Origin of the sequence: Spirosoma utsteinense (assembly GCF_014282275.1) — a bacterium.
GTDB lineage: Bacteria > Bacteroidota > Bacteroidia > Cytophagales > Spirosomataceae > Spirosoma > Spirosoma utsteinense.
Window position 1 is genome coordinate 1 of sequence record NZ_VFIA01000024.1, and the last position, 24,026, is coordinate 24,026.

Genomic DNA, 24,026 nt, shown 5'->3' on the forward strand with positions numbered 1-24,026 from the left:
CTTTATATTGTTGTTTTTCAATGGTTTGCAACAAATCCAAGTCTTCCTTGATTTTAGTCGAGTAATTCATCCCACTAATATACGACATGAAGCTTCTGATTTAGTATTATTTTTACATTCAGTATGTCGTCTTTTGTCTGAATGGATAATGAATACTCAGAGTTTATTTTATTGACAATCTCTTTAGCCTCTTCAAGTCTTAACTCGCTTTTATTCTTATATTCTGCCGCCTTCCTTGAACTATTTGCAGCTTCTCGCTCCGAGTCAGAAGCCTTTTTTCTTATTTCATTTTGAAGTTCCTTTACAAACAATTCGATTTTTACTAATCGATCCCACGTTTTATGCCTTTCATCGTCAAGGTATTTAATTTGTTCTGTTTTTCCCCAGTCAAAAATGCCCATAATATTATTATCAAAAATGATATAAATCTACTGTAGTTCATTATATATTCAGCCCTCTTTTCTGCACTTTTCTAACGCTAGAGTACCTCGTGTCGACCGATGTCTTTTTAGGGCCCATTTACATCCAAATAGGATTTATCAGCCGGAACCGCCAAGATTACCCTGCTTGGACCCTCCACCGAACACACTATTTTGTGAAAAACCAATTAATATTAATGTATTGATTATCAGCATATTAGCAGCAGATGTGTCGTCTTTGTCTCTATCGTTCGAACAGGATAGCGTGTAAGGCATTTTGTATCCACAAGTATACCTAATTAAATACATTCCACCCACTAAGGTGACAAAGAAAGAGGTGTCTGATCTCAGCTATTGACTATTCGGTCATATTTCCTCGTAGTACAGCCAGCCGTTTTATCTGGCCTAAGAGGCTAATCTGGCACAGGATGGCTTATGAGTCCATGTAGACGCATGGCCATGTGCCCCGTTCAGCAGTAGGATCGAAGGCAACCTTCGGCGGATTTCCCGAACGCAGGAGCGGGTTACCGACGGACGATTGCGTATCGCTCGGTAACCCGCTCCTGTGGTATGCCTGGGTCATTGGAATCAGCTTTTTTTCGGGATAATTAGCAGGGGGCGTTTCGTCGTCAGGGATAACTGGCGGATCAGGCTTTTATGGAATATCTTTTCAACGAAGCCCCGGTTGCGGTGCGCCAGCACGATAACGTCGGGCTGGTGGCTGCGTACGTAGGTTTCGATACCCTCCGGCACACTGTCGAACGTCAGGTGGTGGAACGTAATGCGTTCGGGCGCATAGGTGTCCTCGAACGATTCGACCAGCGACTCAGCCACGTCGAATTCTTCGTCGAGTAAGGGCGACACATGCACAACCTCCAGTTTGGCCCGCAGTCGTTCGCCCAGGTTCATGACCTGATTGATACAGCTAAGCTCCTGGCCCTCCATATCCGCGAAATACGCAAACCGCCGGAGCGAGTCGAGCGGTACGGCAGCGGGCAGTATCCAGACCGGGCGGTCGGCACGCTGCGCTACGGCAGAGGCCACTGAGCCAATCAGTTTATCCCACGCATTGGCCGCCCCAACGGTTCCCATCACAATGAAGCTGGCTTTCTCCGATGCAGCCACGTCCAGGATGCAGTCCGCTGGCTGACCCACTACCAGTCGGGTGCTGATTGGAACGCTGGTCAGGCCCCGCTCGCGCTGGTAGTGGCCGATTTCGCCCTGAAAGTGGCTTAGCGCCTGGGCCATCTGAGCCTGCAAGGTATCGTTCCAGGCCGTCAGCTCCACAACAGGCACGTTGAAGGTCGGGACCGGGGGCGACGGTTGAACTACATGAAGCAGAACTATCCGCGCCGTCATACGCTGAGCCAGTTCAAGGCCAAAATGGGCGGTAGACTGAGCGAGGGCACTAAAGTCGATGGGAATCAGGATCGTTTTCATGAGCAGGGCTTCGTTTATGGTCAAAGGTGCGGCATAGTCTATGCCGGGCCCATGCGTTGGGTCAGCCATGAACCTGATTTGTTTCACCAGCCAGCCTGACGACGGGCAGCGCCCCCACGCGCCCGGCCCGTTATGTTTGTGGTAGGTTTGTAACACCACCGTAACATATACTATACACGTCAGCCCGTGAAAAAAGCCCATACGATCATCGACTGACGGGACCGTTCTTTTGTAGGAAATGGGGGTTTGGAAAACCCGCGACGGCTTCGTTGCGGGTTTTTTATATAGTATCCTATCGGCCTGGTATTATAATCACCTATCTATCTGACCTGTATCATACGCCGACCCGTTTTTCTTCCTCACATTTACCTGCCGGGCTGCGTAGCGGCTTCTGCTCTTAGCTACCTGGTGAAATCGATCCATTGATAAAATAACCCTAACACACCAACGTCTTGACAACTACCCGATTCTTCACCCAATTTATCGGCTTACTACTGGCCCTTGTCGTTGCCAGTTGTGCCGACCACCTGGCCCCCGGCTCGGGCCCTGGCCGACTGCGCGTCAAAACCCTGACGCAAATCGTGTCCGACAAGCCTGGCATCAGCCGGGTCAGTACGTTTACCTACGACGAGAAGGGGCGGCTCAGTACAATCCTCGCGTTTCAGCTGCCCGATAGCACACTCGGCCCTGTCGAACAGAATACCTATCGGTACGACGACCAAAACCGCCTTGTTCAACACCGGCGCGACATTGTCCGGCGGGCTCTTTTCAATCCGGCAACACCCCCCTACGAGACGCATGACTACCTCTACAACCCGGCAGGGCAGGTGACCCAGATCCTGTACTCGAGCAATACGGGCGGTTTATTATTCGATGTGAAACTTGCCTACAAAGACAATGGTAAACTCCTGAGCAGCAAGCAACGGCTGGTGGGTATCAGCGGCATTTCGTACAACGCCAATCGTACCTATACCTTCACCGGCGACAATGCAACGTTGGTAGATGCCCAGTTCGCGGTATGTCGAACCGATGGCTCTCCCTGCCCGCCGGGCACATCGTCCACCCCCTACACCTTCGATGACAAAATCAATCCGTTCTATGGCAACTATGTCATTCCGATGCTTACCGGTCGGGTAATTCCGGTAATTGGTGGCATTCTGGTCAACGAAGCTCTCTACGGCGGGCTCGATAACTACCTGAACCTGAGCCGAAACAACGTCCTGACGGCCGGCGATTCCAGGTATACCTATACCTACAACACCGCCAATCTTCCCACCAGTCGGGTTGTCACGGGCCAGTATGCTACCGAGACGCTCTACTACACCTATGAAACGTACTGATAGCGCCTGGTCAACTGGTACTATTTTTGCGATTCTGTCCGAAACGTACTACGATGACTAGTTTCGCTCCCCCCACCGACCTGAATCCCCGCCCGCCCATTCGTCCGCTGCTCGACGACTCGCTCCGCCAGTCGCTCGACGGTCCCAAGGGCCGTCGCTCGGAGTTGCGGTTTATTTTGCAGATCGGCTGGCAGTTTCTCAAAGGACTACGCACCCTGCACTTTGTGGGTCCCTGCGTAACGGTATTCGGGTCGGCTCGCTTTCGGGAAGGGCATCCTTACTATAGCCTGACCCGCAACATGGGCCGGGCTATCAGCGACCTGGGTTTTACGGTCATGACCGGCGGTGGCCCCGGCCTGATGGAAGCGGCCAACCGGGGGGCATTCGAAGCGGGTGGAAAATCGGTGGGTTGTAATGTTCGTCTACCTTTCGAGCAGCAGCCCAACCCCTACCTGCACACCCGCGTAACGATCAATTTCTTTTTCGTCCGGAAGGTCCTGCTCCTCAAATACTCCTATGCGTTTGTGGTCATGCCCGGCGGCTGGGGCACCATGGACGAGCTGTTCGAAACCCTTACGCTGGTGCAAACCGGCGTGATTCATCACTTTCCGGTGGTGCTGATGGGGCGCGATTACTACCAGCCCCTGCTGGACTACATGCGTGACATGATCCGCCTGGGTACCATCAGCGAGAAGGACCTGGAACTGGTTTGCCTGACCGACGACGTCGCCGAAGCGCAGCAGCACATCCAGGCCTACGTGCAGCAGCATTACAAGGTCATTCCCCGACGCAAACCCCTGTGGTGGCTGCTGGAACGGGTTTGACCCTATAACGGCAGCCGCCACCGGTTATACACATCCCGGTATACCTGGATGGCTCCGGCTTCGTCTATATCTACTACATTATAGATCATAATGACCGGTACGGCCTGCGCAAGCGGTATCGTTTTCGGACTGGCATCGACGGGGCAACGGGTCAGGTAATCTGCCCCGAAGCGGGTGTAGCCCAGCAAGAGATTGGCCAGTTCGACCGGCTTCTCGACCCGGACGCAGCCGTGGCTCTGGTAGCGGTTCTCCCGGGTGAAGGCAGACCGTATATTGGTATCGTGCAGGTAAATATCGTAAGGATCGGTCACGTTGAACTTCAGCACCCCCAGCGCATTATCGCAGCCCGTCGACTGCCGAAGCCGGTACGGAAACGCCGAGGCCGGTGCCGACCAGTTTACGGCCTTCGGGTCGACTACGCGGCCCCGGGCATCGAGGATCTGTAGGTTCAGGGCATCCAGCGCCAGGGCGGGGTTTTTCCGGATCCTGGGCACGAACTCCTTTACCGTAATGGAGCGGGGCACGTTCCAGTACGGGTACATGACCATACTGGGTATAAAGGCCGTGAACAACGGCGTTGGCGTATTGACCTTGCCCAGCACGACCCGGCTCCTTAGCCGTGTGTTTCCCTGCCGGTCAATGACCCGCAGCGTAGCCGATGGCAGGTTGACGATAATTCGGTTCCCGAAGGCAAATCGGTTCAGCCAGCGGTAGGTATTCAGCGTTTCCTGTACCTGCCCGATGGTGAGCGAGTCGCCCACGTAATCATCGACCAGACAGCGCATGCAGTAGTCCTTCAGCTGCCGGTATTGCACGTCCGGCGATTCGAGCGAGTCCAGCAGCGGACACCAGTCGGCACCAGCCAGGAACTGGCGGATCAGCCGGTTGATGCGCAGGGTATCCATAGACTCCGGCACCCCCTGATAGCCCATCTGACGAGGTACCCGCCCGTAAACGATCTGGGTAAAATACTGCGTCAGGCACCCCGCGTCGGGCTGATCGCACAGGCTATCGACGCCAATGGCATCGGCATACTGACGGAGCCGCGCCCAATCGCCAACGACCTGGGCATGGGCAGACGACAGGACCACAAACAGCAAAGCAACGAGTAGGGAACGGCGCATAAGACGGAGCATACGAATGCGACAAAGGTGCGGCAGACCCACTGATTCAGACGTGATTGGCTTCAGCTCCCGACCTGAATTCTATCAACGGCGTAACTGACCGACGTCATAAGCATAGCCGTATGCAGCGACCATTTTTGTAGCGTCGTTTCACTTTTCCCACTTACGGCTATGACCTTCGAACCTACCGCCCGCTTACTCGCTTTCGTCCTGCCCATGTCCTTCAAGAAAGGCGACATGACCTTCATTGCAACCCGAACGGGCGAAGACGTGCGGATGCCGATTGTAGCCAGTAACCGGCCCCGGCAGGTCGTATCCACGGCTCACCTGGACAAAGGTGTCTGGCGGGCACTGCTGCACTGGTCCGACGGTCGGCAGCAGTATCAGGAAGAGAAAGAAATTATTGTCGTTTAATGCATTTCCTCAAACCTACTGCCACGATGAAAAAAATCCTTGTGCTGACCGACTTTTCGGAAGCCTCCGGCAACGCCTTCCAGTTTGCCCGCTCCTTCTTCGGAGACACCGTCGCCGAATTTCACCTGCTCTGTGTGTACCCGGTCGAAACCGATAGTTTTTACAGCAGCCGGCATATAGAACAAACAGCCGCAACCGCCTTTGGCGAGCAGCTATCCCATTTCGTTGCCGAGCTGCGTCGCGAAGTAACCACCGACTGGCACACGTTTCGTTCCTCGGCCCGACCCGGTAACTTACTCGATATCGTTCGCCAGTATAACAACGCCGACCAGTATGATTACATCGTGCTGGGGGCCAGGAAAGATGGCACCAATGAACTGTTCGGCAACAGCGCCACGAGCCTGATCCGCCACATCGACGCAAACGTGCTGGTGGTGCCGGTCGATGCGCAGGCGCGGTCCATCCGGCGGGTGGTGCTGGCCACTGACTTTGCCAACCTGAAAAACTGCAAGCTGCTATGCCCCATCAAGGAGTTTGTAGCCCTCAAAGGGGCAACGCTGACGTTGCTGACGATCGACACGCCGGGCAAAAAAGTGATTCAGATCGAACGGGAAACCCGTATCCGTCAGTTCCTGTCGCCTATCGAGCCAACCGTCGCGCGCCTGCAGGCATCCAGCGCCCGGCTGGGTATCGAGGGCTATCTGGCGGGCCATCCGGCCGATCTGCTGGTAACGATTCCCCGGCATAAAGGCTGGACAGATGCGCTGACGGGCAACAGCGTTACCCGCTCGCTGGCGTTCACACCCCCGGTACCACTGCTCACCCTGTATGATGACGGCACCAGCGACCAGCCCCGCCTGATCGATGATATGTCGAATCTCGACTATGCCCTTTAACCTCGTTTAACTTCCTCATACCGCCATGCATAAAATTCTCATATTGACCGACTTTTCATCGGCGTCGCAGCATGCCATTCATTTTACACAGGCGCTGTTTGCCGATACCGAGACCGAATTCTGTTTACTCAATGCGTTTCCGCTCGAACCGGAAGTAGGCTTCAGCGGGGCTTTTATGCTGGCCGAACAGCGGCAGCTGGCCGAGAAGTCGATCCTGGAACTCAAGCGTCAGATCCTGGACAGGCCCATACCGGACTATCACCACTACCGGACCATGGTGATGATGGGCGGGCCGGTGAGCGCCGTTAAAGCGCTGCTGGCCGAAGAGTTCTTCGACCTGGTCGTAGTAGGGGCCACTGGTTCGGGACACGGTGAACTGTTCGGCAGTGTGGCAACCGACATGATCCGGTCGGTCAGCACCAATGTACTGGTGGTGCCTGCTTCGGCCTTCATTCGCCCGATCAGGCAGATCGTGCTGGCCACCGACTATCGCTCGGTAAAAGATGCCGAGTCTTTCGCGCTGCTGACGGATCTGGCCCATCGGAAAGCGGCTCAGGTCACGCTGCTGACGATCGAAAATCCGAAACAACCCAACACCCACGCAGCCGAGCTGAGCCGTACGTATGTGCTGAACGCGTTTGCACAGCTCCAGATTGAAACCTATACCATCCACGACGATGATGTGCAGCACGGCATCAATGCCTACCTGGACACCCATACCGTAGACCTGTTCGTCATGCTTCCGCATCACAAAGGATTTTTCGATCTGCTCCGGAACGCGAGCGTCACCCGCCCACTGGCCTACCACCCGCGCGTTCCGTTACTGACGCTTTACGATACGACAACCGCTCTGCCCAAATCCAAAGCGGCCAACGACGTCCCATTCCCTACCTATAACTAGCCCCTGTTTATGAGAACCGAACAATATCGCCAGCTTACCGAGCTTCACCTCCTCCACCGTATCTGGAAAAGCGAACTCGAACTGGCCCTTCAGGAGATCACCTTCTGGGAAGAATTGCTGGGCACGCTGGGCGAAGGGCTGGACCCGGCCATTACCAACGCCAACGACTGGAAAACTGAAATCAGCCAGCTACACCATTTCCGGCGTCTTACAACAGGATTGCTGGCTGAGATACAGGCCATTAACAGCGAAGTCGCCACAGGCGTACAAACGGGTCATGTGCTGGATATAGAAACCCGGCTGGATCACCAGTATCTGCGCAAGGAGATAGACAGCTTTCACGCCGATTTCCGAACGTTTAAAGCCCGTATACGGCAGCACCTGATTGCCCAGCCTACCTTCTAGAAAAGGCCTCTCAACGTGAAGGTCCCCGTACACCAACAACCATTACAGGTTAGTGGTGTACGGGGACCTTCACGTTGAGAGAACATTACAAAATACCGTCCAGAACCACCATCGGGGCCTGTTCGGAGCGGAGCGGCAGGGTCAGCACCGCAACCGACGCATGATTGACTACAGCCTCGGCAATACTACCCTGCAACAGGTGGCGAAGGCCCCGCCGACCATGGGTGCCCAGCACGATCAGGTCAGCTTTTTTCGAGGTGGCAAAATCCAGCAACCCCGCTTCGACCTCAAAGTCATCCTGTTGGTTGTAGGTACACAGACTCAGCCCATACTGCCTGACGAATCCTTCCATCCGCTCCCGGCTCGTCTGGCTCGGCACAAAGTGGCTAAGCGTATTGACAAACAACAGGTGAACCGCCGGATACTCGAAGCAGTCGAGCAAGGTTTTCAGGAAATCGATCGACGCAGCGTAGTGGTCATTGAAATTCGAGGCAAAAACTACGGTTTTCAAGTCAAGATAAGCCGGTGGATTCTTCAGCACCAGCACTGGCATGGTCGCCCGCCGGACCAGGTGCCCGGCGTTGGAGCCCATCAGTAACTCGTGGACTCCGCTGGCACCGGTCGACGACAGGACCAGCAGATCGGCCGTTGAAAAACGTTTGTCTGCCAGTATGTCCACGGGGTCTGTACCCGTCAGCACGTGCGTATGTACCCGCAGGCCACTCAGGCAGGGCAGTAGCTGCAACTCATCGTAGGCCTGCTCAATATGCCCCAGCGCATTCCGGTACTGTTCATCGGCATCGTGCTGGGGCAGTATATAATCGGGCTGTAGGGTCGACAGCACATGAACCAGATGCAGGTCGGCGTTGAGAAGCCGGGTCAGTTGAGCGGCTACCGATACGGCGTTGGTGGCCGCCGGGGAAAAGTCGATGGGTAAGACGATTTTTGTCATGGTTGAAAAAGAGTTGGGTGTCAGGAAAGCATCAGGCAATGAGCGAATAGTGCTGCTGGTTGATCCAGTTCAGCAACCGATCGGCATCGTCCTTATGGAATAGTTCGGTGCCGGCGTTCATGGTAGCGGCCGTTCCGCAGGCCACCCCCTGCCGGATCACTTCGGCATACGATTTACCCTGGGAGAGCGCATAGACCAGACCACCCACCAGGCTATCGCCAGCCCCCACCGTACTGACTTTTTTAACGGGCGGTGCCTGCACAAAGTCGTGCCCCTCGGCCGTGACCAGCATGGCCCCCCGCGGCCCCAACGACACGACAACGACCTCGCAGTTGCCAGCCTGGATCAGCGTTTGGGCAGCCTCGCTGATCTGATCCGTTTCGAGCCGGTCGACGCCAACCAGATGAGCGAGTTCGCCCACGTTGGGCTTTATCAGGAATACGCCGGTGTCGAGAGCGGCCCGTAGCGGCTCCCCGGCGGTGTCGAGCACCAGGCGGATATGGCGGGATTTGGCAAACTGGGCAATCTGCGCGTAGAAGTCCGTTGGTAAACCGGGCGTCAAACTGCCGCTGGCTACCAGGTAGTCGATAGGTTCAGCCATCGTTTGCAGATGGGCCAGGCAGGCCACCGCTTCACCATGACTCAGCGTAGGGCCGGGCGTACCAAACCGGAACTGCTGGTTGGGTATGGTTTCGGTTACCACAAAACACTCACGGGTCAAGCCCTCGATGCCTATGATCTCGTAAGCCAGTCCTTCCTTTTCAACCAGTTCCTGGAGCGTAAGTCCGGAAGACCCGCCCGACGTAAACAACGTCATCGACTGGCCCCCCAGGCGGTGAATGGCTTTGGAGACGTTGATGCCGCCACCGCCTGCATCGTAGCGGGGCGGTGAGCAGTGCAGCTTATGCTCGGGAATCAGTCGATCGATCGTCATACTGATATCCACAGCCGGATTGAGCGTGAGTGTGAGAATCATATACTTGCAGTTTGCCCGTAAAGATGACCCCATCGATGTGCCCGATCCATGATGTAAATCTGACCGGCAGCTGATCGGTATCAGGCTGAGCCACCGGGTAACCGGCTAGGTTTGTATCCTAACCTCTTTCCATATACGCACATGATCCCTTTGACGATGAAAGCAGCGGTCCTGCACGCCTACGGGCAGCCGCTCCAGATCGAGCAGGTTCCGGTACCCACCGTTGGACCCGGACAGATATTGGTTCAGGTGGCAGCCTGTGGCGTTTGCCATACCGACCTGCATGCCATCGACGGCGACTGGCCGGTAAAAGCAACCCTGCCACTTATTCCCGGCCATGAGGGCGTAGGTACGGTTGTGGCCGTTGGAGAGGGCGTGACCCACATCCACGAAGGCGACCGGGTAGGCGTACCCTGGCTGTATTCGGCCTGCGGGCATTGCGAGTACTGTTTCTCGGGTTGGGAAACGCTCTGCCATAACCAGCAGAATACGGGTTACTCGGTCCAGGGCAGTTATGCCGAATATGTGCTGGCAAATCCCGATTATGTGGGTATCATTCCCGATTCCCTTTCCTTCACCGACGCGGCTCCTATCCTGTGTGCGGGCGTTACGGTCTATAAAGGCCTTAAAGAAACCGAAGTCAAGCCCGGCGAGTGGGTCGTTATTTCGGGTATCGGCGGGCTGGGACACCTGGCCGTTCAATACGCCAAAGCGATGGGTATGCAGGTCGTAGCCGTCGATATCAGCCCCGAAAAACTCGATCTGGCTACCGCCGTGGGTGCCGATCTGGTTATAAATGCCACAATAGACGACCCGGCTGCCGTTGTTCAGGCTAAACTGGGTGGAGCGCAGGGCGTACTGGTGACGGCGGTTTCCCGAACAGCGTTCGCCCAGGGTATTGGCATGTTGCGCCGACGCGGTACGCTGGCCCTGGTGGGGCTGCCACCCGGCGATTTCGATATGAATATTTTCGATGTTGTCCTGAATCGGAAAACGGTTCGGGGTTCTATCGTCGGCACGCGGCAGGACCTGGCCGAAAGTCTGGCGTTTGCGGCCAGCGGAAAGGTAAAGGTCCATTACCACACCGACCGGCTCGAACACATCAATGAGGTATTGACCGATTTGAAAGCCGGTCAGATCGCGGGTCGGGTCATCCTCGACTTCGGTGAGCCTGACGAGATCAGCCGGCCGGTAATTATGGAGGCTTACGCCTAGGACGGGCGTACCCATCGATGGGCAACGCATCCTGATAGAAATAAGCTGTCCACCAGCGAGCGGCCCGTAAACGTGGCGTCAGGGGCTAAAACCCTGACGCCACGTTTACGGGCTGAGCATTCCGGGTAATTGTCTGACTACCGTTCGTCTGCCTGACGCCGTTGGCCCTCTTTGGCGTCTCCCCGGCGCATCGATGCCGTATCGGATTGATTTTCCGGGATGAAACCGTTAATCTTGTAGTCAGGTATGTCCCACCTGCTTTCCTGTGAACTCAATCAGCGTCTTTGCGCCCGCTACCGTAGCGAATGTAGCCTGCGGATTCGATATATTCGGTTTTGCCGTCGCCAATCCCGGCGATAAGATTACCCTGACCGTTCGTGACGAACCGGGCGTCCGAATCACCGATATCATCGGCGACGAGGGTCGCCTGCCCCGCGAAACCGCCCGCAACACGGCCGGTATTGCCATCCAGACTTATCTGCACCACATCGGTCGGACCGACGTGGGTCTCGACGTAGTGCTCCACAAGCAGATGCCGCTGGGAAGTGGCTTAGGCTCCAGTGCCGCCAGCGCCGTAGCGGGTGTCTTTGCCATCAACGAATTGCTGGGTCGCCCGTTGCCTACGATGAAACTGCTGCCGTTTGCTATGGAAGGCGAGCGGCTGGCCTGCGGCTCGGCCCATGCCGACAATGTAGCCCCTTCGCTGCTGGGTGGCTTCGTCGTTATCCGGAGCTACCACCCGCTGGATGTCATTCGAATCGACACACCAGCCATTCTGTTCTGCACCCTCGTCCATCCCGACATCGAAGTCAACACAAAAGATGCCCGGTTTATCCTGAAGAATGAGGTCTCGCTGAAAAACACCATTATCCAGATGGGCAATGTAGCGGGCCTGATTGCGGGCCTGATGAAGCCGGATTACGACCTCATCAGTCGCTCGCTGGTCGATGTCATCATTGAGCCCGTCCGGTCGATCCTGATTCCGGAGTTCAACGAAGCCAAGCAGGCAGCGCTGGACAACGGGGCGTTGGGGTGCAGTATCTCCGGCTCCGGCCCGTCTATGTTCGCCCTCAGCCGCGATGCCCAAACCGCCGAGCGGGTGGGTGCCGCCATGCAGCAGGCCTTTCTCAGTGTGGGCGTCACCAGCGAGGCATACGTATCGGAAATCAACCGCGAAGGGCCGAAAGTCTTGACCAGCGTGCCGGTACTGAGCTAGCGGGCCTTACCGACGATGACCGGTGCCTGACCAGTTCCCGGCGGCCGTACCCGTAACTGGCTGAACCATGACGATGGCTCCCCAGGCCCAACGGCCTCATCATTCCCTCGTTGGCTATACCCTGCCTCCGTACGCCCGTTCAGCTTTCAACTAGATGAACGAAGATTCCTTGTCCCCGTTCGTGGGCTGGGGCAATCCCGTATTCCGACAAATTACCGCGAACTTGAAGAGGTGAACTTTTGTAGTTAACCTAATCCAGACGTTCACTTCTATGGTTTTCTTTCCATTTTCCACCTGGCACTGCCATTTTCTGACGGTTCAGCTACGCAGCGAACAGGCGCTGATTACCCACAGCCCGCCTGATACGCGGATAAGGACGTTCGGGTGGAAAACAAAAAGCCATTCGTGACCAATTCCCGTTTATGACAGATACAGGTACGATAACGGCTGCTCAGGGCCACTTAGGAAGTACCTTTTTCTTTTCTCATCCAACAAACTCATGTACGATATTTGTACCATAGGACCTATTTCCAACGACACCATTATCAACGCCGATACCACCCGGTGTTTGCCGGGGGGGACCGCCTATTATGTAGCCAACGCCTTACAGCAGTTCCCCCTCAGGCAACAGGTAATAACCGTTCTGGAGGCCAGCGATCATGCCCTGGTTGAGCCTATGCGGGTAGCCGGCATCGATGTTCATATTCTGCCAAGCCACCATACCGTTTCCTTCGAAAATAAGTACAGTGCCGATCAGAGCGATCCTGAGCAACGGGTACGCCATCAATCGTCACCCTTCTCGCTGGAGCACATGCCAGCGTTGACCACCAAACTTGTTCACCTGGGCCCACTGCTGAGCCAGGATATTCCACTGGCACTGCTGGAAACGCTGGCTCAAACGAACCGCATCTCGCTGGACATTCAGGGTTACCTGCGCGACGTACGGAATCACAAGGTGGTATACCGGGACTGGGCCGCCAAAAAGCAGGCGCTGCCACTGGTGAATATTCTAAAAGCCAACGAGATGGAGATGGGCGTCTTGACGGGTCAAAAAAGCCCTCGGGAAGGCGCGCTTTATCTGGCCGATATGGGCGTGGAAGAAGTGGTTATTACGTTAGGCAAAAAAGGCTCACTGGTATACAGTAACGGCACGTTCCATACGGTGCGGGCCTTCTCGCCCACGGCGGTGGTCGATACAACCGGTTGTGGCGACACGTACATGGCGGGCTACCTGGCCCAGCGCGTCCAGGGTGTCGATATACCGCAGGCGGCTGAGTTTGGAGCGGCCATGGCCAGTTTGAAAGTGAGCACGTTCGGTCCTTTTTGCGGACCACCGGAGATGGTAGAAAGCCGGTTAAACGAGTAATTTCCTGGCTGGCTTTCAGTGGCGCTTCGTGCATAACCATAGTGCCTGCCGGGTAAGGCATCCCTTTTCACACGGATACCGACAGTAAAGCCGGGATAAGGCAAGCGCCTGTGGTTCGTTTACCCGCCCAATTGTCACCAAAAAAAGCCGACACGAACCATGGCTTATAACGACTCCCAGGTAAGCCGCCAGTTTTCCAAACGCAACGGCAGTTCGACACCTGGCCGGCTGGGCTGGCCGGTAGCGACCAGGTTTAGCCCGGTCGTTTCCTGACCCGTACTATGCTGGTCTGTGCGTAAGTAAACGCGCCCGGATGCCGTATCGATGATTTCGATATGCGCCTGGATGAGGTCGCCAACGGAGAAGTTCCGGCCGTTGATCGAAACGGCCTGGATCACCTGGAACAGACACAATTTTCCTTCCGTCAGCGGTCCTTCGCTCAGGCTGCGGGTTACCAGCTGCAACGCCATCACCTCGACGGGTCCCGGTGCCAGAAGCGGTTGAAGGGACAGAACCGGTTCGGGCGTGACAGCGTCCGGGTCGGGGACCTCATCAGGGGTGGTGTCATTATCCATCAGCAGTACCACCGCCGTTGTCGAATCGGGCTCGAATGAATCCGCTATTGATCCATCCGGAGTGTTTTTAACGATAGATTCGTCGGTATCGAAGGCCGCCATAATGGCGGTACGTTCCCCCGAACGCAGGTCTGGTATACCTTCGCTCAGAGCGGCCAGATGACTACTGCTGAGGTAATTGCGATAAGCATGCGGGTGGGTTAGTAACTCTTTAATGGCTACGGCCTGATAGAGGTATGCTTTGGTTTCGGCAGTCCGGTACGGCAGCGCCATCGGATGCAGAGTCGGGTGCTGTCGCGAAAGCTGCCCAATATAAGTAGGTCCGGCGTTGTAAGCCGACGCCACCAGCATCCAGGAGCCCAACTGCTTATGAAGGTCGTTCAAATACCGGCAGGCTGCATGCGTAGCCTTGCGCAGATCGAAGCGCTCGTCGTGCTTCGGCGATACGGACAGCCCCAGGGCATGGGCCGTCTGGGGCATCAGTTGCCAGAAACCGGCAGCGCCCCGGCGCGATACGGCTCTGTTGATCACGGCACTTTCGAGCAACAGCAGGAACTTAAAATCGGAGGGGATTTGGTACTGATTCAGAATCGGTTCGATAAGCGGAAACACCGCCAGCGCGCGACGCTTCAGGGCAATCAGGCTACCGGCCATTGCCGCCTGTCGGCTGAGGGTTCGTAGCCAGCGGGCACTGATGACGGGAGAATCGACCGGCAGGATTTCTCCGCAAAAATGGACAGGATCGATGGTTTTTTCAAGCGCATGAGCAGCCAATGGGCGAAGGCCATTCGGACGGGCGTTCAGGGCAGCAGCCGAATAATTTGGCGTGGCAACTACAGCGCCGGCGAAGGTAATCCGGCCCAGTTCGGCAGCCAGCAGGAGGATTAGTTTTGTCATCAACACGGTGGGTTAGGTAGTGTAGCAGGCGCATCGGCCGTTTTCGCAAACGGCAGTACTCAGCGGCCTCTCCCCTATCCTGTCCACACTGCACTAATCCAGCAGCCGCACTATGAAATTTTTCAATTTATTGTACTTGATCACTTTTACCAGCCGCCCTTTCTCATACACCTATTCCTCCTTGCGTTCGTCGAGCTGGGTACGGTCCGGATGTTGTCTTGCTAAGTTCGAACTAGTCCCCGAAGTACTCGGTATAGACTTTGTTTCGACCGGTAGGCTCGTAAAAGTATAAAAACGAGGTTGTAAAATCAATATTATTAGAATCAACTGCCTGACGATCATACCCGTATTGCCGGGCGACGATGACGTACTGGTCGCTTTTCCAGCCGGTTCGGGATGTGAAAACTGACTGACAGAGTTGTAATAGACCGTTACGGCATTGACCAGCCGTTTCACGTTCACATCACTAATAAGGGTGCAGGTACTACGGTTGTCGGTCTGATGCTCACATACGGCGGTCATGGTTCCTGCCCGGATACCGGCAACCTAACGGCATAGTGGCGGAGTTCGGCGGGTTGCGCACCGGCAAAAATCGACTAACTGAGTAATAGCCGTAAAAGTAGTTTTTCCATTTCTTGCAATTGAACGCTCAATTTGTGTGATTTTTAAGCATTGAAATACTAACTCTATAAAGACAGTCGACCTTCGTTTCCATTTCATGCGTACATTCTGTTTTCTGTCGATTCTACTCTGGGCAGCTACGTTCCATTGTGTGGGGCAAACCCCTACTCGCTATACCCTTATTCCGCGTCCGGCGCAGCTCGACCCCCGCCCCGGCGAGTTTGTCATTGGCCCGGCTACCACCCTGCTCGTTCCGGCCGACCAGCCTGCGCTAAAAGCCCTTGTCGATTCCTTTGCCAGCCAGATCAACCGAACCAGTGGTCTGGGCCTTGCCGTCCGCACCACAACCCAGGGCGGACGAGACAGTAGCGCGGACAGTTCGGCACAGCAGCCAAACGTCATTCAGTTTCTGCCCACCCGCGACTCGCTGACAGGAGCCGAGGGTTACCGCATCGACGCTACTGTCAAACAAATTACGGTTGAAGCCAGCACCCCGGCCGGTTTCTTTTATGCCGTACAAACCCTGTACCAGTTACTGCCACCCGCCGTGCTGGGTACCGGCCCGGTCTCAACCAGTGCCGCTACATCGGTAAGCCCGTCACCTACCCCCTGGACCATTCCGGCCTGTCGGATTCAGGACCGCCCCCGCTACAGCTACCGGGGGCTACACCTCGACGTAAGCCGGCATTTTTTTCCGGTATCGTTTATCAAGCGCTACATCGACCTGATGGCGCTGCACAAGTTCAATAATTTCCACTGGCATCTGACTGACGATCAGGGGTGGCGCATCGAGATAAAGAAGTATCCGAAGCTGACACAAATAGGGTCGCAACGGCGCGAAACCATTGTTGGTCACTACGACGACTACGACCCGCAGGTCTTCGATGGCAAACCTTACGGGGGTTTTTACACGCAGGATGAAGTACGGGATGTCGTTCGCTATGCGGCTGAGCGGCACATCAATGTGGTACCCGAAATTGAACTCCCCGGCCACGCGCTGGCTGCCCTGGCTGCTTACCCCGAATTAAGCTGCAACCCATCGGCTACCTATCAGGCGGCCACCAAATGGGGCGTCTTCACCGATGTCTTCTGCCCGACCGAAAAAACGTTTGGCTTCCTGCAGGATGTGCTGACCGAAGTGATCGACCTCTTCCCCGGCAAATACATTCACATCGGCGGAGACGAATGCCCGAAGGATGCCTGGCGCAAAAGCGAGTTCTGCCAGCAGCTGATCAAACGCGAAGGGCTGAAAGATGAACACGGGCTGCAAAGCTATTTTATTACCCGGATCGATAAATTCGTGACGGCAAAAGGACGCCGGATCATTGGCTGGGACGAGATCCTGGAGGGTGGCTTGTCGCCCAACGCAACGGTGATGAGCTGGCGCGGCACTAAAGGCGGTACTGAAGCGGCCCGCCAGCGCCATGATGTGATCATGACACCGGGTCAGTTCTGCTATTTCGACCATTACCAGGGTGATCCGGCGCTGGAGCCAACGGGCTTTGGCGGTTCACTGCCGCTATCGAAGGTATACGCCTACAACCCAACTCCGGCTGAGCTGTCGCCCGCCGAAGCCACGCATATCCTGGGCGCGCAGGGCAATTTATGGACCGAATACATCACAACATCCGATCAGGTCGAGTACATGGTCTGGCCTCGGGCAGCCGCACTGGCCGAAGTCGTCTGGACACCACTGGCCCTGAAAAGCTACGACGATTTTGCCAGGCGGCTACCCACCCATCTGGAGCGCCTGACCAATCAACAGGTCAACTACGCCCGGACCTTTTTCAACCCGACGCTTACCGGACAGGCCACACCCGAAGGAACAGTGCAGGTGTCGATCGCCCGAAGTCCATTGGCACCGGGCGATATCCGCTATACCCTCGATGGCAGTATTCCATCGGCCGAATCGCCCACGGCCAGCGCCGAACAGCGACTGGTCCTCAGCAACTCAACGACTGTTCGGGCGGCCACGTTTGAGGGTCCCCGGCCACTGAGCCAGCTTGTCCGTGTGCAAACCGAGTTTCTGGTATCGAAGGCGACCGGCAAACCGTATACCCTCCAGGTTCCGCCAACTACCGGCCGACCCGATAAAAACTACCTGCTCACGAATGGTGTCGTTGGCGGTATGGGCGGGTATGAGCTGAACAATGTTGTCTCGTTTGCCAATGACGTCAATGCCGTTGTCGACCTCGGCCAGAGCCAGCCCGTTCAGAGTGTTCGGGTCGGGTTCGTCAAATACACGGCGAAGAATATGTGTCTGCCCAAACAGGTGGAGATTTCCGTTTCTGACGATGGGCAGACCTTCAAACCGGTCCTGACATCGAAAACCAACGCGGCTGAAGGTGGCAAGCGCGCCATTGTCCGGCTTCCCTTCGACTTTGCGCCTACTACTGCCCGGTATGTACGCATCATAGCCCGCAACGCAGGCACCGTTCCGGCGGGGCTGCGTAACCCCGGCAAACCGGCTCAGCTAGCCGTCGACGAAATTGAGATAAGGTGAGAAAAGGGGAGGAAAGGGAGTAGAGGGGGGAGAGGGAGTAGGGGGAAGAAAGGGGTTGCGTGTTCCCTTCCTCCCCTTCCTCCCTCTACTCCCTCTCCCCCCTCTACTCCCTTTCCTCCCCCCTTTTCGCCCACCCCATATAACATAAGCTTACGTCCCGGCCTTCGCGCATGGTCATACGGCTGCCCAGTTCGCGGAAGGTCCAGCTACCGGCGGTGCGTTTCCGGAGCCAGTAGAGCGTTTTCAACACGTTGTAGTTAGCTACCATACCGCGGGTATCCTGGCTGGGCATCCCGGTCTGAGCGAGTTTTTCCCGGAGTTCGACTGGTTTGACAAACCGACTGTACCGATGCTGGTCAGGCTTCATGAACGCCCACCGTTTCCAGTCCTGTGCAATTTTGATCAGGAACAGCCAGCTCAGCCAAGTCCGGTTGACGGTATCGTAGAAAAACAGGCCGCCCGGCTTCAATACCCGGCTGATTTCGGCCAGTACCGCGTCGACATCCTGCACATGTTCCAGTACGTCACAGCAGCTGACATAGTCGAAACTGGCATCGGCAAAGGGAAGCCGCTCACCCGAACCTACCTCATAGGTGATAGCAGCTCCTGTCTGGTAGGCATGTCGGCGGGCCGTTTCGACCGACGAAGCCGATGGGTCGATACCGGTCACCCGCAGGCCCATGTCAGCGAACGCTTCGGCCAGAATACCACCGCCACAGCCCACATCCAGCAAGGTGCTGGTGGACAGATCGGAGGTCCGGGCCTGTAGAATCCGTTCGAAATAGCCAACCCGCGCCGGATTGACGGAGGTCTTGAGCATAAAGAACAATTCATCGGGGTTCCACCAGATGTCGTGGTCTGCGTCGTAAACGGTGTTGTTGGTGGCCGGGCCCGGTTGGGTTCGGGCAGCTTTTTCGGCAGGGGCAGGCATCTGTTGGCTCATATAGGGAGGTAACTGGCTTCTGGTTAACGTCCAAACGCCGTTTTTGTCACAGCTACGGGTGTCGATCAATAGAAAGGCATATGTCCCTACCGCAACAGAATATTTGCAATTTCGGCCAATCCCATGCTTCTTGTAGGTTGAATCACTTAAACTGGCTACGTTCTGTGCAACCTGTTCAACCTGCCGCCGACGAAAAAACCGAATTTAACCGCTCGCTGAGTCTCCTCGACTCCACCCTTATCGTCTCCGGCTCCATGATCGGCTCGGGCGTCTTCATCGTTACTGCCGACATGGCCCGTAACCTCGGCTCATCGGGCTGGTTGCTTATGTTATGGGTACTGACAGGCGTGATGACGGTAGCGGCTGCCCTTAGCTACGGCGAACTGGCCGGTATGATGCCCAAAGCCGGTGGTCAGTACATTTATATCCAGCGCGCGTATGGCCGACTGACGGGTTTTGTTTACGGCTGGACCGTTTTCACCGTTATCCAATCGGGTGTGATTGCGGCTGTAGCCGTAGCTTTCACCAAATTTTCGGCTGTATTTATCCCGGCGCTCGGACCCGAGAACGTGCTGGTAGCCCTTGGCCCCATCAAAGTCACGCTGGGATCGCTCTATGCCATTGGTAGTCTAATACTCCTAACGTGGCTCAACAGCCGGGGCGTTCAAAGTGGCAAGCTCATTCAGAACATCTTTACGTCGGCCAAACTGCTGGCCCTGCTGGGGCTGATCGTCGTTGGTATTGCCATGGGTCTCAACAGTGGCCTTCTATCCGCCAATCTCGCCAATGCCTGGGATGCCAACAGCACATCGGCAACAGGAGAGATCGTTCCTCTGGCGGGCATGGCCCTGCTGCTGGCCTTCGGCACATCGATGGTTGGGTCTATTTTCTCCGCCGATTCCTGGAACAACGTGACCTTTATTGCGGGTGAAATCAAAAACCCACGCCGGAATATTCCGCTGGCTCTCTTCTTCGGTACACTAACGGTTACGCTCATCTACCTGCTGGCAAACATCGCTTACCTGAGTCTGCTGCCGCTCACGGGCTCACCCACAGCCACAGACGTGATGGGGCGCGGGCTCCAGTTTGCCACCGCCGACCGGGTGGGTACGGCCGCAGCTTCGGTCGTTTTCGGAAATCTGGGAGTGGGTATCATGGCCGTGCTCATCATGATTTCAACCTTCGGCTGCAACAACGGTCTCATTCTGGCTGGTGCACGGCTGTACTATGCTATGGCAAAAGACGGCCTGTTTTTTGAGCAGGCTTCTCACCTCAACAAAAATGCTGTACCGGCAAAGGCGCTATGGCTCCAGTGTGCCTGGGCTTCGGTGCTGTGTCTGTCGGGTACATATGGCGACCTGCTGGATTACTGCACGTTCACGTCGCTGATCTTCTACATCGTTACCATTGGCGGGTTGTTCATTCTCCGCCGTCGCGAACCGTCGGCCGAGCGGCCCTACCGTGCGTTTGGTTACCCGCTGGTTCCAGCGCTCTATATGCTGACGGGGACCGCCATATGCCTGATCTTGCTGTATACCAAGAGCTTCAATACGGGAATGGGATTACTCATTGCAGCCCTGGGCATACCGGTCTACCTGATCACCCGCAAGAAAAAGTAAGAACGCACGCTGGTTTTTACGCCAGACCAGATTCCATTCCAGCCAGTGATCTGCCGTATCCTGGACGGCCACGTTCGGGTGTGAAGAAGTGGTATCTTACACCCGGACGTGGCCGTCCGGGATACGGTAAACTCCGTTTAGGCGTAAACGCCGAAATTATACCAGCCGCTCCCGACCGCTCACATCGGTGATATGGCCGCCCGCCCCGTCGATACCAGCTGCTGGCCGACCGGAGAGCGAATTTGGAGAATTGAGGTGAGCCCCATTATCGACACCCACACCCAGCCGATCGACCAGCTCACCACCGAGCCAGCCGGTAAACCCGGCCAGAGCAAAGGCAATGAACGAGGCTACCAACGCCAGTATGGACGGTACATACCCCGCTTCGTCGCGCCGAAACAGCCAGCTTAGTCCAAAGAGCAGCAGAACGGCAACATTACCCAAACCATGTACGAGGCCAATACGCTTGGCCCGTGTACCGGCCGGAATGGCGAACCAGTCGATCCAGCCCGGCACCGCTGCCAGCAAACCACCCACAAGGCCGGAAACGATCATCCAGTAGGACACCAGAACGAAGGTTGAATTGTCGTTCAGCAGGTAAACTATGTCGAAAATAGTAGCTGTAGCCAGAAGCCCCAGCGGAAAAACGATCAGGATAGGATGGGCGGCATGACCCGCAAGTTTTGCTCGGCTTTCCATAATTATTGAATCCGTTTGTGTCAAGAAAACAGATGGCAACAACGGTTGTTCCAGTTGTTAGGGAGTGGCTACATCGGCTGTTTCCACCGCACGGCACTTCCTTTCCTGAACCATCCCTATGCCTGTTTGTTAATTGATCGACTCCGTAAGTGGTGTAGATGAGCCCTATGCCTGACTAAGTGCGGAGGCTATAGTCGTTTCTTTATGGTATTCAGGATTCCCCTTCGTCTGTTTTCAATTAGCCTGCTGACTGCCCTGGCCGCTGCCTGTACGGGCGTCGGTCCAACAACAGGCCTGTTTCGTTCGTCGTCTCCCCATGACCAGTATGGCCAGTCACTCAAAACAGCCAAACTCGACAAAACGGCCCTCGGTGCCGACTGGCTCGCGGCTGGCGAACGAGCCCTGCGCGATTCGCTCAGGATTACAATTCCTTACCGGGAGAGTGGCTACTTCTCCGAAAATAAAGCGTTTGCGGTTGGCTATCGGGTAGATGCGCAACGGGGCGACCGACTGCTGGTCCGGGTAGAGACCCAGGGACAGAAAGAGGTGCAGGTTTTTATCGACGTACTGGCGCTGGAAAGCCGGCAGCGAACCACACCCGTAGCAGCCTCGAAAGCCGATACCAATGTACTGGCCTGGGAGCCCCGCCGGACCCAGACCTACCTTATTCGCGTTCAGCCCGAACTACTCCGAAGCGGCCGCTATACCATTTCAATTACCCGTGAGCCGGCGTTGAGCTTCCCGGTACAAGGCCGCGACAGTCGGCAAATCAGCAGTTTCTTCGGTATGGCGCGTGATGGGGGCCGTCGGCGACACGAAGGGGTAGACATTTTTGCGCCCCGCGGAACCCCGGCAGTAGCCTCGGTTAGTGGCATCGTTACGGGTGTCGGTACCAGTAGCCTGGGTGGAAATGTAGCCTTCGTCTCCGACAATGAGCGCGGTATCCGGCTCTACTACGCCCACCTCGACCGCTGGAACGTGCAAAACGGGCAGCGTGTGTCCATTGGGGACACCATTGGGTTTGTAGGCAATACGGGCAATGCCCGAACGACTGGTCCGCATCTGCACTTTGGTATTTACGGATTCAGCGAAGGCGCTACAGACCCGTTGCCGTTTATTCGACTCGGGCGCGGTCCGGCCCGTCAGTCGCTGCTGGCCGACACCAGACTGGGCGACTCCATTCGGGTGTCGGCCGCCCGAACGGCAGTCAGGACCGCCCCTACTGCCGATGTACCCGGTATTCGTGACTTACCCCGCTCATCGGCTCTGACGATTGTGGGTGGGACGTCCACCTGGCTCCGGGTCATGTTACCCGACGGTCTCACCGGCTATGTGGCCAGTGCTGCTACCGAATCGGCTGCGCGCCCCCTCCGAACGCTGACCCTGCCCAATCCCGCTAACCTGCTGGATGCCGCTGACCCGACAGCCGCTACGATCGACACGCTGCCAACGGGATCGGCGGTGGAGGTGCTGGCGGGTGCCGGTGCCTTTCTGCTGGTTCGTAAACCAGATGGAAAAACGGGCTGGCTGACAGGCAGTGGAACAGCGGGCAACCAGACGCGCCGATAGTCGGTTGGTCAGGCATTGTTCAGGGCAGCGGCTGGACCGCAGCCTGTGAATCGCTGCCTGCTTCAGGAACAGGGTGAGTATCAGTTAACGTATCGGGCCGGGCTGTCGGCTGCATTGCCCGGTATTTGTGAAGCTGTTTTTGTAGCTGCCTTATCCGGCGCTCCTGCTGAATCAGGGTTCGTTGTAGCTCGGCCCGCTGATCATCGACATGCTGATACCGTCGGTACGCCACGCCGAGCATAGCCATCATCCCTACCAATAGTATCAATACTACCGTTAGGAGTGAATAGACAATAGATCGGTTAGTAGAAGGCATATCGAACAACAATAGTAATACATCAACAGACCTGTGTTCATAAAAAAAGCCTGCAACCGCAAGGGGCCGCAGGCTTTTTTTATGAACACAGGTCTGTTAGCGGGCGGCACCGTAATCCTGTCCGGCACTTTCCGGGAAGTTTTTCATGATGCTGGTTACCGTTTCGCGGAAAGCCTGATCACGATCACGCTCTTTGTTACGGCTGTTCAACTGGCCCGTAGCCCAGCCCTGCCATACGATATCGTTGGTCCGGGCATCGGATACGTTGATGACAACGCGGTTTTCTTCATACTGCCGCGAGTACATGTTGTTGTTCATGCCGCCGTACCACCACGAATAAGGTGAGTACATATTGTTCGACTGAATCTGCTGCTTGTCTTTCGAGTCCATAAAGAACCGAACGACGAGGTCGGCTTCGCCCTGCGTCACGGGTTTGTAGCCACGTGCCTTGAGCGACTGTTCCAATGCATCGGCAATCCGGCGCTGGTTCAGGTTGCTGCCCACGATGGGGTCAGCATTGCGTGTACGGTCGGCTTCGATACGATAGGTCGTGAACTGCCGGACGTTTACTTTAGGGTCATAATCGTATTTGACCGTAATGGCCGGAGCGCAGGACGCCAGCGTACCGGCGACGAACAGACTGGTGATTATTGCTTTGATTTTCATGTTAGTTTTTGTTGGCTGGCTTATCAACCGACTAGATAACGCTACTGGCTTGGTCCTTCGTATAGGACACTTAAATAACTAAAACACGTGTTTATTAGTTCGATTTTCAGCCTATTTACCAGCCCTAATT

The 24,026-nt window shown here is 55.9% G+C and carries 22 protein-coding genes; 12 read left to right on the plus strand and 10 right to left on the minus strand.

What is annotated here, in order from left to right:
• Nucleotides 1-74 precede the first annotated feature (74 nt).
• Both FH603_RS17960 and FH603_RS17965 read right to left on the minus strand, forming a co-directional pair.
• Nucleotides 75-401, minus strand: coding sequence for a hypothetical protein (locus tag FH603_RS17960; protein ID WP_186738974.1), 327 nt, complete (start codon nucleotides 399-401; stop codon nucleotides 75-77).
• 606 nt (nucleotides 402-1,007) lie between these two features.
• Entirely contained in the window at nucleotides 1,008-1,928 is a 921-nt protein-coding gene (locus tag FH603_RS17965; RefSeq protein ID WP_186738975.1) for a universal stress protein, read from the minus strand.
• Nucleotides 1,929-2,311: 383 nt separating this feature from the next.
• Here FH603_RS17965 and FH603_RS17970 point away from each other — a divergent pair, with 383 nt between their 5' ends.
• Entirely contained in the window at nucleotides 2,312-3,199 is an 888-nt protein-coding gene (locus FH603_RS17970; protein WP_186738976.1) for a hypothetical protein, read from the plus strand.
• A 53-nt stretch (nucleotides 3,200-3,252) separates the two neighbouring features.
• Nucleotides 3,253-4,023 (plus strand): LOG family protein, encoded by a 771-nt coding sequence (locus FH603_RS17975; RefSeq protein ID WP_186738977.1) that lies wholly within the window; start codon nucleotides 3,253-3,255, stop codon nucleotides 4,021-4,023.
• A gap of 2 nt (nucleotides 4,024-4,025) precedes the next feature.
• Here FH603_RS17975 and FH603_RS17980 read toward each other — a convergent pair whose 3' ends face one another.
• Nucleotides 4,026-5,147, minus strand: a complete 1,122-nt coding sequence (locus tag FH603_RS17980; RefSeq protein WP_186738978.1) for a L,D-transpeptidase family protein — start codon at nucleotides 5,145-5,147, stop codon at nucleotides 4,026-4,028.
• A gap of 171 nt (nucleotides 5,148-5,318) precedes the next feature.
• On the opposite strand from FH603_RS17980, the gene FH603_RS17985 reads away from it, so the two are divergent.
• From FH603_RS17985 to FH603_RS18000, 4 genes are read left to right on the plus strand one after another with little or no spacing between them, the layout of a single operon-like run.
• Nucleotides 5,319-5,561 (plus strand): hypothetical protein, encoded by a 243-nt coding sequence (locus FH603_RS17985; RefSeq protein WP_186738979.1) that lies wholly within the window; start codon nucleotides 5,319-5,321, stop codon nucleotides 5,559-5,561.
• Between the two features lie 26 nt (nucleotides 5,562-5,587).
• Nucleotides 5,588-6,457: a universal stress protein gene (locus FH603_RS17990; RefSeq protein ID WP_186738980.1), complete on the plus strand. Its 870-nt coding sequence runs from the start codon at nucleotides 5,588-5,590 to the stop codon at nucleotides 6,455-6,457.
• Between the two features lie 25 nt (nucleotides 6,458-6,482).
• Nucleotides 6,483-7,358 (plus strand): universal stress protein, encoded by an 876-nt coding sequence (locus FH603_RS17995; protein WP_186738981.1) that lies wholly within the window; start codon nucleotides 6,483-6,485, stop codon nucleotides 7,356-7,358.
• A gap of 9 nt (nucleotides 7,359-7,367) precedes the next feature.
• Nucleotides 7,368-7,763 (plus strand): hypothetical protein, encoded by a 396-nt coding sequence (locus FH603_RS18000; protein ID WP_186738982.1) that lies wholly within the window; start codon nucleotides 7,368-7,370, stop codon nucleotides 7,761-7,763.
• Nucleotides 7,764-7,848: 85 nt separating this feature from the next.
• Here the strand turns inward: FH603_RS18000 and FH603_RS18005 are convergent, their stop codons facing one another.
• Together FH603_RS18005 and FH603_RS18010 are read right to left on the minus strand one after the other, a co-directional pair.
• The gene (locus tag FH603_RS18005) at nucleotides 7,849-8,715 is read right to left on the minus strand and encodes a universal stress protein (RefSeq protein ID WP_186738983.1); all 867 of its coding nucleotides are present in this window, start codon (nucleotides 8,713-8,715) and stop codon (nucleotides 7,849-7,851) included.
• 31 nt (nucleotides 8,716-8,746) lie between these two features.
• Nucleotides 8,747-9,691, minus strand: coding sequence for a 1-phosphofructokinase family hexose kinase (locus FH603_RS18010; protein ID WP_186738984.1), 945 nt, complete (start codon nucleotides 9,689-9,691; stop codon nucleotides 8,747-8,749).
• 141 nt (nucleotides 9,692-9,832) lie between these two features.
• Between FH603_RS18010 and adhP the strand changes: the two genes are divergently transcribed.
• The 3 genes from adhP to FH603_RS18025 all read left to right on the plus strand — a co-directional run bounded on the left by adhP (nucleotide 9,833) and on the right by FH603_RS18025 (nucleotide 13,488).
• On the plus strand, nucleotides 9,833-10,906 hold the full coding sequence (adhP, locus tag FH603_RS18015) for an alcohol dehydrogenase AdhP (protein WP_208493138.1): 1,074 nt from the start codon (nucleotides 9,833-9,835) through the stop codon (nucleotides 10,904-10,906).
• Nucleotides 10,907-11,171: 265 nt separating this feature from the next.
• Nucleotides 11,172-12,122, plus strand: coding sequence for a homoserine kinase (locus FH603_RS18020; RefSeq protein ID WP_186738985.1), 951 nt, complete (start codon nucleotides 11,172-11,174; stop codon nucleotides 12,120-12,122).
• Between the two features lie 499 nt (nucleotides 12,123-12,621).
• A complete protein-coding gene (locus tag FH603_RS18025) occupies nucleotides 12,622-13,488 on the plus strand; it encodes a PfkB family carbohydrate kinase (protein WP_186738986.1) in 867 nt (288 codons plus the stop codon).
• A gap of 164 nt (nucleotides 13,489-13,652) precedes the next feature.
• On the opposite strand, the gene FH603_RS18030 is transcribed toward FH603_RS18025, so the two are convergent.
• Complete coding sequence (locus FH603_RS18030; RefSeq protein ID WP_186738987.1) at nucleotides 13,653-14,960, minus strand: lytic transglycosylase domain-containing protein; 1,308 nt, start codon at nucleotides 14,958-14,960, stop codon at nucleotides 13,653-13,655.
• Nucleotides 14,961-15,678: 718 nt separating this feature from the next.
• Between FH603_RS18030 and FH603_RS18035 the strand changes: the two genes are divergently transcribed.
• Nucleotides 15,679-18,084: a glycoside hydrolase family 20 protein gene (locus FH603_RS18035; RefSeq protein WP_186738988.1), complete on the plus strand. Its 2,406-nt coding sequence runs from the start codon at nucleotides 15,679-15,681 to the stop codon at nucleotides 18,082-18,084.
• Nucleotides 18,085-18,187: 103 nt separating this feature from the next.
• Here FH603_RS18035 and ubiG read toward each other — a convergent pair whose 3' ends face one another.
• Nucleotides 18,188-19,027 (minus strand): bifunctional 2-polyprenyl-6-hydroxyphenol methylase/3-demethylubiquinol 3-O-methyltransferase UbiG, encoded by an 840-nt coding sequence (gene ubiG, locus FH603_RS18040; protein ID WP_186738989.1) that lies wholly within the window; start codon nucleotides 19,025-19,027, stop codon nucleotides 18,188-18,190.
• Nucleotides 19,028-19,191: 164 nt separating this feature from the next.
• On the opposite strand from ubiG, the gene FH603_RS18045 reads away from it, so the two are divergent.
• The gene (locus FH603_RS18045; RefSeq protein WP_342355219.1) at nucleotides 19,192-20,646 is read left to right on the plus strand and encodes an APC family permease; all 1,455 of its coding nucleotides are present in this window, start codon (nucleotides 19,192-19,194) and stop codon (nucleotides 20,644-20,646) included.
• A gap of 156 nt (nucleotides 20,647-20,802) precedes the next feature.
• On the opposite strand, the gene FH603_RS18050 is transcribed toward FH603_RS18045, so the two are convergent.
• Nucleotides 20,803-21,345, minus strand: coding sequence for a DUF2231 domain-containing protein (locus FH603_RS18050; RefSeq protein ID WP_186738991.1), 543 nt, complete (start codon nucleotides 21,343-21,345; stop codon nucleotides 20,803-20,805).
• 204 nt (nucleotides 21,346-21,549) lie between these two features.
• On the opposite strand from FH603_RS18050, the gene FH603_RS18055 reads away from it, so the two are divergent.
• Nucleotides 21,550-22,914, plus strand: a complete 1,365-nt coding sequence (locus FH603_RS18055; RefSeq protein WP_186738992.1) for a peptidoglycan DD-metalloendopeptidase family protein — start codon at nucleotides 21,550-21,552, stop codon at nucleotides 22,912-22,914.
• A gap of 19 nt (nucleotides 22,915-22,933) precedes the next feature.
• Here the strand turns inward: FH603_RS18055 and FH603_RS18060 are convergent, their stop codons facing one another.
• Nucleotides 22,934-23,230 carry a hypothetical protein gene (locus FH603_RS18060; protein ID WP_186738993.1) on the minus strand — a complete coding sequence of 99 codons (297 nt, stop codon included), beginning with the start codon at nucleotides 23,228-23,230 and terminating at the stop codon, nucleotides 22,934-22,936.
• A gap of 96 nt (nucleotides 23,231-23,326) precedes the next feature.
• Nucleotides 23,327-23,896, minus strand: coding sequence for a DUF4136 domain-containing protein (locus FH603_RS18065; protein WP_186738994.1), 570 nt, complete (start codon nucleotides 23,894-23,896; stop codon nucleotides 23,327-23,329).
• Between the last annotated feature and the right edge of the window lie 130 nt (nucleotides 23,897-24,026).

Bases quoted from the DNA above. Each gene is read 5' to 3' on its own strand.
- FH603_RS18005 (WP_186738983.1), bottom strand. From the start codon at position 8,715: ATGACAAAAATCGTCTTACCCATCGACTTTTCCCCGGCGGCCACCAAC.
- FH603_RS18065 (WP_186738994.1), bottom strand. From the start codon at position 23,896: ATGAAAATCAAAGCAATAATCACCAGTCTGTTCGTCGCCGGTACGCTG.
- FH603_RS17990 (WP_186738980.1), top strand. From the start codon at position 5,588: ATGAAAAAAATCCTTGTGCTGACCGACTTTTCGGAAGCCTCCGGCAAC.
- FH603_RS18010 (WP_186738984.1), bottom strand. From the start codon at position 9,691: ATGATTCTCACACTCACGCTCAATCCGGCTGTGGATATCAGTATGACG.
- FH603_RS17985 (WP_186738979.1), top strand. From the start codon at position 5,319: ATGACCTTCGAACCTACCGCCCGCTTACTCGCTTTCGTCCTGCCCATG.
- FH603_RS18055 (WP_186738992.1), top strand. From the start codon at position 21,550: ATGGTATTCAGGATTCCCCTTCGTCTGTTTTCAATTAGCCTGCTGACT.
- FH603_RS18050 (WP_186738991.1), bottom strand. From the start codon at position 21,345: ATGGAAAGCCGAGCAAAACTTGCGGGTCATGCCGCCCATCCTATCCTG.
- FH603_RS18030 (WP_186738987.1), bottom strand. From the start codon at position 14,960: ATGACAAAACTAATCCTCCTGCTGGCTGCCGAACTGGGCCGGATTACC.
- FH603_RS17960 (WP_186738974.1), bottom strand. From the start codon at position 401: ATGGGCATTTTTGACTGGGGAAAAACAGAACAAATTAAATACCTTGAC.
- FH603_RS18025 (WP_186738986.1), top strand. From the start codon at position 12,622: ATGTACGATATTTGTACCATAGGACCTATTTCCAACGACACCATTATC.
- FH603_RS18035 (WP_186738988.1), top strand. From the start codon at position 15,679: ATGCGTACATTCTGTTTTCTGTCGATTCTACTCTGGGCAGCTACGTTC.
- adhP (WP_208493138.1), top strand. From the start codon at position 9,833: ATGATCCCTTTGACGATGAAAGCAGCGGTCCTGCACGCCTACGGGCAG.
- ubiG (WP_186738989.1), bottom strand. From the start codon at position 19,027: ATGAGCCAACAGATGCCTGCCCCTGCCGAAAAAGCTGCCCGAACCCAA.
- FH603_RS17975 (WP_186738977.1), top strand. From the start codon at position 3,253: ATGACTAGTTTCGCTCCCCCCACCGACCTGAATCCCCGCCCGCCCATT.
- FH603_RS18060 (WP_186738993.1), bottom strand. From the start codon at position 23,230: ATGCCTTCTACTAACCGATCTATTGTCTATTCACTCCTAACGGTAGTA.
- FH603_RS18000 (WP_186738982.1), top strand. From the start codon at position 7,368: ATGAGAACCGAACAATATCGCCAGCTTACCGAGCTTCACCTCCTCCAC.
- FH603_RS17995 (WP_186738981.1), top strand. From the start codon at position 6,483: ATGCATAAAATTCTCATATTGACCGACTTTTCATCGGCGTCGCAGCAT.
- FH603_RS17980 (WP_186738978.1), bottom strand. From the start codon at position 5,147: ATGCGCCGTTCCCTACTCGTTGCTTTGCTGTTTGTGGTCCTGTCGTCT.
- FH603_RS17965 (WP_186738975.1), bottom strand. From the start codon at position 1,928: ATGGCTGACCCAACGCATGGGCCCGGCATAGACTATGCCGCACCTTTG.